Origin of the sequence: Arthrobacter sp. YD4 (genome assembly GCF_030410515.1) — a bacterium.
Classification (GTDB): Bacteria; Actinomycetota; Actinomycetes; order Actinomycetales; family Micrococcaceae; genus Arthrobacter.
In genome coordinates this window covers 141497-151020 of the sequence record NZ_JAUHHD010000002.1, presented here as the reverse complement: position 1 = coordinate 151020, position 9524 = coordinate 141497, and the positions used below count along the sequence as shown (strand labels likewise).

Genomic DNA, 9524 nt, shown 5'->3' with positions numbered 1-9524 from the left:
CATGAAGGAGGAGCATGAACGAGATTTTGGCCGTCCCGCTCATTGCAGCGGTCCTCGCTGCCGTTGGTGTTCTGACTGCGGCGTTTCTCACTCATAAGTGGACTATGAAGCGCGAGGACAGGAGCGATCGACGGGCGGTGGAGCGCGAGGCGGCCTCCTCCCTCTGCGAGACACTGTATTGCCTACAAAAGCTGGTGGTAAGTTCGGAGGTCCGCACCGTCCTGTCTCAGGACATCTTTGAAGCAGTCGCGCTTTGGGAGACCACGTACCGCAGGCATGAGACTTTGCTCCCTAGCTCCTGGCGTCATGTCAGGAGAAGCGTCGCTTCCGCGCTGGGGGAGCACTTCGGTGTGATCGGAACGTCGAATCTCTTCTCCGTTCCCGGGGACTATCCTGTTGCGGCTCACGACGCGGTCTGGTGGGACAATGCCCGTGACTATCTCGAATACCTCCACCATCAGCTGTCGCGGTGGGGACACAAGCCGATGGAAGCCCACAAGATCAAGATTCACGACTTCGATACATGGCTTTCCCAGCGTCGCTGAGATGGAGTCGCCCCCGTAGCGGCGGGTGATGTCTTGAGAGACGACTCCGCCGGCGCGGTGCAGATCTCTCGTTTACCTGCGGGGCGGGCGGCCGCGGGTCCTGCCGGTCTGCCACCCGGGGACGGCACCGTCCAGGAGCTTGACCTTGTCGGGAGCGAGGTCGCCGCGGCGGTGTTTGTATCGCTGGGCGTGGATCCAAACGCCTAGGGTATGTTCCCGCTCAGAATCGCAGTCCTTGTGGCGGGGCCAGTCGTTGCCTTCCTCGCGGCGGGCCGCAAGCTGGGCGACGCGGCGGCAGGGTTCGCCTTGTTGTCGATCCATCTGAGAACACCATCCGATCCGAAGTCGCAGATGGATTACCCCGGAGCATCTACTTAGCGTTGTCCGACCAAGAAAGGGCCCGCCTGATCCCGTCTTCCAGAGCCGCGCTCCCATCCTCGGGCAACCAGTGAACCAACAGTAGATTCTCGAATCGATTGGCCCTAAAACCGCCGGGTGCGTATTCGGGGGGAATCGGAGCACTCGTTATGAGGATGATCCTGTCGGCATCGACTACGGGCAGCGCCCGGGAAAACATGTCAAGAACCCTGTCCGCACCACTGTGCTGAAACTTTGTCCATGCTTTGAACTCCAGAATCATGCGGCGACCATCGAGGTTGAGGATGGCATCAGGAATGAAATGTCGCTCGCCGACACGCAGCCGCGGCAGGAACTGCAGTTCGTTTCCCAACTGCCACACACTCTGAAGTGCGTCAAAGGCGCTCTGTTCATACATGGAAGCCCGCAGCGCACCCTCTGCCGCGCTGGATCCCGCTGCCGAATTCTTGCGCGCGTCCACAAGGGAACGCAGGGCTCGTAGTTCAGCATCGTAATCTTTGGATGACGGCCCAGGCTTCTGCTGGCCTTCGTCGTTCTCCGGCGCTAAGTAATGTTCAATGACGCCATCAACCGCGCCGCGCTGAAATTCGGCCGTCGCCATGTTGAGCAACGACGTTAGCAGGCCAATGGCAAGTGGCTTTGCCAGCTTCTCCTGCTTCGGATCCTTGGGAAGTATTCGATCGGTGACCCACTCGAATTTCTCCCACCAAGACGCTTCCGCATCCATTGCCCGCGCATGAACCGCCTCCGCCTGAGTGTGATCAGCCTGTCTCTTGGTCTGGTCGAGCTGCCGCTTTAGGGACCTTGCACCGATGATGGCCGCTATAAGGGCGGCCATTCCCGCCATAGCCGGACTGGTTACGAAGTCCCTCATGAAGGAAACCCACACTTCCACGTGTTTCCATGCCAAGAGCAGGACTACAACTTGAACTCCAAGCAGGACAGACAGCACGAACCCGAAAGTGATGATTGTGCGGCGCACCCACGGGTGAGCCTTCAACCACGAGGCCCAAGGGTTGTGCTTCCCAACTGGCCTAATCAGCCCCGAAGCTTCGATTTTGACAGACGTTTCGACCACGTTTGGGAGTATACGTGCTGCTGGACGCGTAATTGCTTGCGACTGTTGCACTGAGCATCTGGCGATCTCGCTTTTGAAGCTCGTAATTCTGGTCTACTGCGCCCAGTGGGGGGAGCGCTAGACCAGAGGCGAGGAAGACGACACTGTTCGGGATTCGCTTCCAATTGACCAGCCCTGAGTTACTGAACGGATTCGATCGACTTTCTATCGGCCGGCAGTCCGACCGCGCACGTCGTGCCACCTGCGGTGGCGCGGTGCGGATCTCGTTCACCTGTCGGGCGGGCGGCCGCGGGTCCTGCCGGTCTGCCACCCGGGGACGGCCTCGTCCAAGAGGCTGACCTTATCAGGAGCGAGGTCGCCGCGGCGGTGTTTGTACCGCTGAGTGTGGATCCACACGCCAAGGGTATGTTCCCGCTCAGAATCGCAGTCCTTGTGGCGGGGCCAGTCGTTGCCAGCCTCGCGGTGGGCCGCAAGCTGCGCGAGGCGGCAACGCCAGCGTTCTTCGTCCTCGAGTTCCCTGCGGTTTTTCTGCCACCCTGGCACCTGGGCCAGACCGTCACGGTAACCCGGGTCAAGGGTCTCCTCGGCCGCTTCGCGGCGTCGGTCCGAGAGCCACCGGACCATAGACCGTTCTTTCTTGTCCTCGGAGCGGTCCCGGGGGAGCCTGCCTTCGGCCTTGATCCAGGCGATAATCACTTCCATGCGGGCAAGTTCCGCGGGAGAGGGGCCAGCCTTGGTGCCGGCGGCGGCCACATGTGCCGCCTCAAGCTCCGGATCCCGGCGGCGCGCGATGACCAAGTGGTAACCAACTGTGGCGGGTTCGGCGCCCACCAGCTCAGCGATGCGTTTCCGGCTCAGCCCGAGCCGGTACATCAACACCCATTCCGCGTCAGGGGCGCGCCGCAATTTGCTGTCCATGATGGGTGTCATCTTGCCACGACGCCTGCCTGAAAGGTCCAGTTGGGCGAACGTTCTAAGGTCGCCGGGCGTGAAGCGGGCCCCGACTGGATTATTCGGCGTCCACCCGGGTCCGACGGGGCTATCCAAATGCGCCCGTCAGCCCCGAGCGGTCAAGCCACCTTCAACTTAGCCGTCCACTCCGCACGCACCATACGGAGACCGTGAGGAGTTGCGGCCGCCGGTCATGCGGGCCCCGCAGGACCTCAATATTAATCGGTGCGCAGAAGTCGATCAGCCAGTCCCGGTCCGGTCCTACCGCGTAGAACCGGCCACTGCCTGGCACCACCTCAAAACCGTCCTCCGTCACCCGGTCACCAAGTACCCTCGAACTGATCCCTGGCCGCAGCCAGCACCCGGTCCTCCTCGTGCAGGTGGTAAACCGGCCGGTCCTGCTCGTGAAAGAAGCTGCTCGGGGAGGTCAGCCAGTACACCAGACCCTCGTCGGACCGCTCGTTCTCCCTAGCGAGGGCAATGAGCTTCGGCATGGCTGGAACCACGACAGCCTTGTCGGCGTCGAACTGGAAGCCGGGGAACCGGTAGGAGTTCCCCCGCATGATGCCGACGATGCTCCCGTCGTTGCGCAGCCCGGATGCCAGGGAACGGTTAGGCTTCCTCGACCCCAGGCGCTCAGCGACCTCCATGCTGGAGAGCATTCCGAATTCCCGCTCGATGCTGCGCCAGATGTTCTCGGCGGCCTGGACACTCCGGGCCGTCTGCGGGGAGACCGCCATGGGACTCGTGGTCCTGGCTGCTGGGTGCTCCGCAGCGGTCATAGTCAACCTTCCTCCGCGCATTTCCCTGATGTTCTTTTCACTCCAATCATGGAGTCATTTCGTCGATCATTGCCTGTGCCGCGGCCATGACCTTCTTCGACTCCATGTTGGCAATGGCTTCGATGGGCGATACTTCATCGAGCCAAGGGTTCGCGCCGATGAACCACAGGCGTGCAACGTCTTCGCCCTCGTTGGTGGAGACAGCGACCCACGCCCGGTGGGCCAGCAATAGTCTCTGCACCGCGGCAGGTTTAGGCTCCGGGCCGTTTTCACGGGCCCACTTGTAGCTGATTCGCGGGTCTTTGCCGCCTGAAAGGGCCGCCACGAGGGTTGCTCCCAGTGCTGTGTTGAGTTGACGCACGACCTCGCGGATCCCCAGTCGTGCGGTCCCGGCGAACCCGGCGTTTTGAATAGTAGAGATGCTCAATGTTGATCCTCGTGTACGTGGGGCTGTTTCGACTCTATCGCTACGGATACCGTTTGGCCACAAAAAAGCCACAATCATTCCAATCTCATGCGCCCTGGACGGGTTGTGCGAGGCCAGGCCGGTGACCGTGCGGAACCTCTACCTGCAGTTCGTCTTCGCCTGGCTTACCGGCAACGGTGACCTGCACGCCTATAATGTCCAGTTTTGGGCCGCCGGCACGGCGGCTGGATGGTGGCGCCGATGTACGACATCCCGTACATGCTGCTCTACGGCGATGACACGATGGCCCTCACCATCGACCGAAGGGTCAAGGCGCTGAGGGCGAGACGCTGGCAGGAGTTCGCCGCCATCGGGTTGCCCAACGGTTGGCGGCTGCCGCCAACGACCTCGCCCTCGCGGCCGCATCAACGATCTACCTGGCGGAAATGCCGTTCATTGGCTCGCCGCTGAACGGGGCACTGCGCGAGCTGCGGCTCCGCCGCGCCGAGCCCACCGCCTGACCCTGGCCCTGGCGGGAGTGGCTGACGTCGCCTGGGCCCGCGGCCGCGGGCCGCACGGGTGAGAGCTGCGGCGGGCAGGGCCGCACATAGGATGGCCGGGTGAGTGACCCCAAGTACCGTTTCCTGACGCCGCCCCAGGTGGCCGAAGAGCTGAACGTGAAGCCGAACCAGGTCCACGCGCTGATCAAGGCGGGCGACCTGCGGGCCCTGCAGGTCGGTGGCCGAGGGATGTGGCGCATCGGCCGGCAGGACGTCGAGGATTACATCGAGAGGGCGTACAGGCGCACTGCCGAACGGATTGCCGCAGGCGAGATCAGCGACGACGGCGAAATTGGGGATCAGGAGTAGCTGATTCGGCGTGCATGTCGCCGCCGAACGCGGTTGCTGGTTGGCGCCCCGGCGCAATCGAATACCTGTTCACATGTGGAGAACACTGTGGAGAACACATGTTCGACCACCCACGGAATCCGTCCTAAAATTGAGCCGTGATCAAGTCAGGCTCTTCGGAGGATATGGAGCGGATTATGGCGCGCCTGGACGCCGACAAGGTCCGCCCGATGGACGACAGCTCGCCGATCCGGGACTTCCCGAAGTACGGCCGACCCCTGGTGTGCGTCAACGGGGTTTACGGCAAGGCCGTGGCCTGGTCGCATAGTTACGGTCTGATTGAATGGCTCGACGTGTCCGGCAAGTACCACCTGGGCTGGGCACAGTCGGCTAGCATCAAGCGCGTGACGGCCGAGGAATGGAAGGGCAGCAGCGGACTTTAGCTACGATCGAAGAGTCTCAATAAGACGTCATAAGCTAATATCCATTTTTGTGGATATGGCTTTATGCTTGCGGATATGGAAAGTGCATTGAACCCGTATTCGCCCGGCTCGGGCCGGCGTCCGGCGGAGCTGGCTGGCAGGCAGGACGAGGTGGACGCGTTCGACCTGCTGATGGCCAAGGCCCGGCAGCGTCGACCGGACCGTGGGATTGTCCTGCACGGGCTCCGGGGTGTCGGGAAGACCGTGCTGCTGAACGAGTTCCGGCGGCAGGCCGAACGTGCGGAATTCATGGTGGTCACCCTTGAAGGCCGGGACGCCGATGGCGGCCCGGCCGCCGTCAGGGCCAAGCTGGCGAGGAATCTTCTCCAGACGGGGCGAAAGCTCAACAACAGGAGCGCCGGAGCGACTTTGAAATCCGCTCTGGGCAGTGTGGCTTCCTTCTCCGCCAAATTGGGGGTTACCGGTATCGACATCGGTGTCGCACTCAACCGCGGCCGAGCGGACTCGGGATCCATTGAGGTTGACCTTGAAGAGCTGGTCGAGGATCTCTGCACAGCATTGGCAGAGAAACGGTCTGGCCTGGTCTTTGTGATCGACGAGATGCAGGACCTTGACGCGCCGCTGATCGCGGCGCTGCTCAGCGTGCAGCATCTGGCGAACCAGCGGGAATGGCCGTTCTACATCGCCGGCGCCGGCCTGCCCAACCTGCCCTCTGTTCTCAGCGAATCCCGCTCTTACGCCGAGCGGCTGTTCAACTACCGCAGCATCGGCCCGCTACCGCACCCGGCGGCGGAGTCCGCCCTGACTGTCCCCGCCGCGAAATTCGGCGCATCCTTCGAGCCGCCCGCCAGAGACCTGCTCCTGAACGCTTCCGGCGGTTATCCGTACTTCCTGCAGGAATACGGCTACGCCGCTTGGGAGACCGCACCTGAGAAGGTCATCACCCTCAGCGACGCCCAGGTTGCCGTGGAGATCGGCCGCCAGCAGCTTGACCAGGGCTTCTTTCCGTCCCGCTGGGAGCGTGCGTCCAAGGCCGAAAAGTCGTACCTACAGCTCATGGCCCTCGACGGCGACGAGGGGTCCAGCACCGCTGACCTGGCCACCAGGGCGCAGAAGAAGCAAAGCTCGATGACCATGACCCGGTCCTCGCTGATCCGCAAGGGAATCATCTACGCACCGGCGCTCGGTCGGGTGGCGTTCACCGTTCCCGGGATGGCGGACTACATTTCACGATTCAACGACGCCTGACCGCAACTCCGACTTGCGACCCCTCGAGGACGCTATCTTGGGTCACTCCCGCGGGCGCCGGCCGAGGTCCCGGAGACTGGCTCGAACTTGGAGTCAGGTGTCCCTTACTGAAGGCGAGAACATCTTCCCGCGGCATCCGCCGACAGAAGTCCGTCTGTGCGGGTTCGGATACAGGTGGGTTATCGTGCAAACACCAACAAGCTGCTGGCCGTATGTCGGGCCGAGAATGCGCCGTCAATCCACAACATAATGCCTGTTATGTAGTGTCCCTAAGGGAGGGGGTGGCGCAATAGCATGCCGGTTGCCGGAACTGGCGGTACAACTAGCCGTGCTTTCAACGAGCCCTGATGCAACTGTCGCTGGGACTTGAGCAGGTGCGGCAGCGCGGCTTTAGTCATGTAGAGCAGGCCGTTCTGGTTCACGGCGATCATCCGCTCCCACTCCTCCACATCGGCATCCACGACGTGTCCGAGCAGCATGAGGCCGGCGTTGTTGATCAGGACGTCGAGCCGGCCACACCGGTCGACGACGCCCTGGACGGCCTGCTCCGCCTGGACGCGGTCGGTGACGTCCGCGGCGATGGCGAAGGCGGCGCCGCCGGCGGCCTCGATCTCGGTCACGAGGGTGTCGAGGCGCTCCTTACGGCGGGCAACGACGGCGACGGTCGCGCCGTGAGCGGCAAGTTCCTTCGCGGTCGCCTCACCGATACCGCTGCTGGCGCCGGTGACGATCGCGACAGTTCCGGTCAACTTCAAAGTCATGAGGTGGTGTCCTTTGCATGAGGTGTGGTTGTTGTTGATGATCTGATTCCCCGACTTGGCCGCGGCATCAGTGATGCGGGGTCGGTACGCGTTCGCTGTCTGTTGGATCAGCTCTCGTAGTTGAGGGAGGACGACAGGTCGCGGTGGGCGTCGATCTGTCCCTGAATGACGGCGAGGTTCTGCTCGACGCTGCCCATGACATCGGCTCCTGCGAGGAAGCGCAGCGGCAGCTCCTTGGAGTCGGACAGGGTGACTAGTGCCTGTGCGAGCTTCTTCGGGTCGCCGCCCTGCTGGCCGTTCATGCTCGACCAGGCTGCGATGGTCTGTGCGGTGCGCTCGGCGTAGTCCTCGATGACCAGTTCCGGCCAGATGGTGGAGGACCCCTCGACGAGCAGTTCAGTGCGGAAGAATCCTGGTTCCACGGCCATGGTCTTGATGCCGTAGGGCTCGAGGTCGTAGCGCAGCGATTCCATCCAGCCCTCAAGGGCGAACTTCGACGGCGCGTAGGCGGCGCAGAATTCCTGGCCGATGAGGCCGGCTGCGGAGGTGATCGTGATGACTTGACCGGAGCGCTGCTTGCGCATGACCGGCAGGACGCTGCGGGTCACGTTCAGCGGACCGAAGAAGTTGGTTTCCATCTGCTTGCGCAGCTGCTCGTCACTGATGTTCTCGAAGTAGCCGGCGTAGAAGTTGCCCGCGTTGTTCACGAGGACATCGATGCGACCGAATCGGTCGACGGCTGCCTGCGCGGCTTTATCCGCGGCGGCGGGTTCAGTGATGTCGAGGGAAGCGGTGAGCAGGTTCTCGTGCTCGCCGATCGCGGCGAGCACCTTATCCGCGTTGCGGCCGGTCGCGACGACCTTGTGACCGGCGGAGAGAGCGGACTGGGCGATATTGACGCCGAGACCGCGGCCCGCACCGGTGATGAACCAAACGTTACTGTCAGCCATGATGTGCCTTACTGTCGTATTGGGCCGGCAATTACGGCGGCCCTGATGGGGTGATGAATCCAGTCAACGACTTCCGCTATGCGTAAGGCAGTCACTGCCTATCCGGTTAATACTGGGGACCCCCTACGAGCGAGCGGACGGCGTAAATTCGAAGACATGAACACCCCGAATGACCTCCGTGAGTTCCTGATCAGCAGGCGTGCCAGGCTCACCCCTGAACAGATTGGCGTGCCCGATTTCGGTGGACGCCGCCGTGTGCCAGGTCTGCGCCGGGAGGAAGTCGCCCTTGTGGCCGGGATGAGCGTCGAGTACTACGTCAGACTCGAGCGAGGTAACGCCAAAGGCGTCTCCGAGGCCGTGCTCGAAGGCATTAGCCGCGCTCTGCAACTCGACGACGCTGAACGAACCCACCTATATGACCTTGTGCGTACAGCCAACGAAGGAGAGCACCCTCGGCGCCGCCGCGGTGCCACCCGCCCCCAGCAAATCCGCCCCGGCCTCCAGCAACTCATCGATGCCATGACCGACGTGCCCGTGTTCATCCAGAACGGCCGCCTCGACATCCTTGCCGCCAACAAGCTCGGCTACGCCGTGTTCTCCGAGCTTTACGTACAACCCCAGCGGCCCGCCAACTTCGGCCGTTTCGTCTTCCTCGACCCTCGCGCCGACGCCTTCTACCGGGACTGGGACGACGCCGCGTACGCCACAGTCGCCCTCCTGCGCGCCGAAGCCGGCCGTTCCCCCCATGATCGGATCCTCAGCGACCTCATCGGCGAGCTCTCCACTCGCAGCGAACCCTTCCGAACGCTGTGGGCCTCCCACGACGTCCGTGAACACCGCACCGGCATCAAACTCATCACCCACCCGATCGTCGGAGACCTCGACCTCCACTTCGAAGCGATGGACCTCTCCGCTGAACGCGGCCTCCAACTCATCGCCTACAGCGCCCCTCCCGGCTCCCACACCTTAGACGCCCTGAAACTCCTCGCCAGCTGGAGTGTAACCAGCGACGCGGCCGGCCAACGCCAAGCGGCCCCAACAGACTCCTAGTCCTCACGACCAAAAACCCTCAAGCAGCGCAACCGGGTCCGCGGCGGGGAACTTCCTGCCGGCCAATTCGGTGTGGCAAGGGTT

General features: G+C 62.8%; 14 protein-coding genes. 6 read left to right on the top strand and 8 right to left on the bottom strand.

The window, feature by feature from the left end:
- Window positions 1-14 precede the first annotated feature (14 nt).
- Window positions 15-545, top strand: a complete 531-nt coding sequence (locus QWJ39_RS05055) for a hypothetical protein (protein WP_290256631.1) — start codon at window positions 15-17, stop codon at window positions 543-545.
- A gap of 72 nt (window positions 546-617) precedes the next feature.
- Here the strand turns inward: QWJ39_RS05055 and QWJ39_RS05050 are convergent, their stop codons facing one another.
- The 5 genes from QWJ39_RS05050 to QWJ39_RS05030 form a co-directional block, all read right to left on the bottom strand.
- Window positions 618-866, bottom strand: coding sequence for a helicase associated domain-containing protein (locus QWJ39_RS05050; RefSeq protein ID WP_290256630.1), 249 nt, complete (start codon window positions 864-866; stop codon window positions 618-620).
- A 49-nt stretch (window positions 867-915) separates the two neighbouring features.
- Window positions 916-2001 (bottom strand): hypothetical protein, encoded by a 1086-nt coding sequence (locus tag QWJ39_RS05045; protein WP_290256629.1) that lies wholly within the window; start codon window positions 1999-2001, stop codon window positions 916-918.
- Between the two features lie 267 nt (window positions 2002-2268).
- Window positions 2269-2919: a helicase associated domain-containing protein gene (locus QWJ39_RS05040; RefSeq protein WP_290256628.1), complete on the bottom strand. Its 651-nt coding sequence runs from the start codon at window positions 2917-2919 to the stop codon at window positions 2269-2271.
- Window positions 2920-3272: 353 nt separating this feature from the next.
- Window positions 3273-3734, bottom strand: coding sequence for a hypothetical protein (locus QWJ39_RS05035; RefSeq protein ID WP_290256627.1), 462 nt, complete (start codon window positions 3732-3734; stop codon window positions 3273-3275).
- A gap of 46 nt (window positions 3735-3780) precedes the next feature.
- Complete coding sequence (locus QWJ39_RS05030; RefSeq protein ID WP_290256626.1) at window positions 3781-4161, bottom strand: hypothetical protein; 381 nt, start codon at window positions 4159-4161, stop codon at window positions 3781-3783.
- Window positions 4162-4526: 365 nt separating this feature from the next.
- Here QWJ39_RS05030 and QWJ39_RS05025 point away from each other — a divergent pair, with 365 nt between their 5' ends.
- From QWJ39_RS05025 to QWJ39_RS05010, 4 genes are all read left to right on the top strand, one after another.
- Window positions 4527-4661, top strand: coding sequence for a hypothetical protein (locus tag QWJ39_RS05025; protein ID WP_290256625.1), 135 nt, complete (start codon window positions 4527-4529; stop codon window positions 4659-4661).
- A 99-nt stretch (window positions 4662-4760) separates the two neighbouring features.
- The gene (locus QWJ39_RS05020; RefSeq protein WP_290256624.1) at window positions 4761-5009 is read left to right on the top strand and encodes a helix-turn-helix domain-containing protein; all 249 of its coding nucleotides are present in this window, start codon (window positions 4761-4763) and stop codon (window positions 5007-5009) included.
- A 176-nt stretch (window positions 5010-5185) separates the two neighbouring features.
- Window positions 5186-5431 carry a hypothetical protein gene (locus QWJ39_RS05015; protein WP_290256623.1) on the top strand — a complete coding sequence of 82 codons (246 nt, stop codon included), beginning with the start codon at window positions 5186-5188 and terminating at the stop codon, window positions 5429-5431.
- 75 nt (window positions 5432-5506) lie between these two features.
- Window positions 5507-6679 carry an ATP-binding protein gene (locus QWJ39_RS05010; RefSeq protein WP_290256622.1) on the top strand — a complete coding sequence of 391 codons (1173 nt, stop codon included), beginning with the start codon at window positions 5507-5509 and terminating at the stop codon, window positions 6677-6679.
- Window positions 6680-6948: 269 nt separating this feature from the next.
- Here the strand turns inward: QWJ39_RS05010 and QWJ39_RS05005 are convergent, their stop codons facing one another.
- The 3 genes from QWJ39_RS05005 to QWJ39_RS16265 form a co-directional block, all read right to left on the bottom strand.
- Entirely contained in the window at window positions 6949-7440 is a 492-nt protein-coding gene (locus QWJ39_RS05005; RefSeq protein WP_290256621.1) for an SDR family NAD(P)-dependent oxidoreductase, read from the bottom strand.
- 107 nt (window positions 7441-7547) lie between these two features.
- On the bottom strand, window positions 7548-8390 hold the full coding sequence (locus tag QWJ39_RS05000; RefSeq protein WP_290256620.1) for an SDR family oxidoreductase: 843 nt from the start codon (window positions 8388-8390) through the stop codon (window positions 7548-7550).
- A gap of 123 nt (window positions 8391-8513) precedes the next feature.
- Complete coding sequence (locus QWJ39_RS16265; protein WP_356903081.1) at window positions 8514-8801, bottom strand: hypothetical protein; 288 nt, start codon at window positions 8799-8801, stop codon at window positions 8514-8516.
- Here QWJ39_RS16265 and QWJ39_RS04995 point away from each other — a divergent pair.
- Window positions 8688-9440 (top strand): transcriptional regulator, encoded by a 753-nt coding sequence (locus tag QWJ39_RS04995; RefSeq protein WP_356903066.1) that lies wholly within the window; start codon window positions 8688-8690, stop codon window positions 9438-9440. The genes QWJ39_RS16265 and QWJ39_RS04995 overlap by 114 nt on opposite strands.
- Window positions 9441-9524 lie beyond the last annotated feature (84 nt).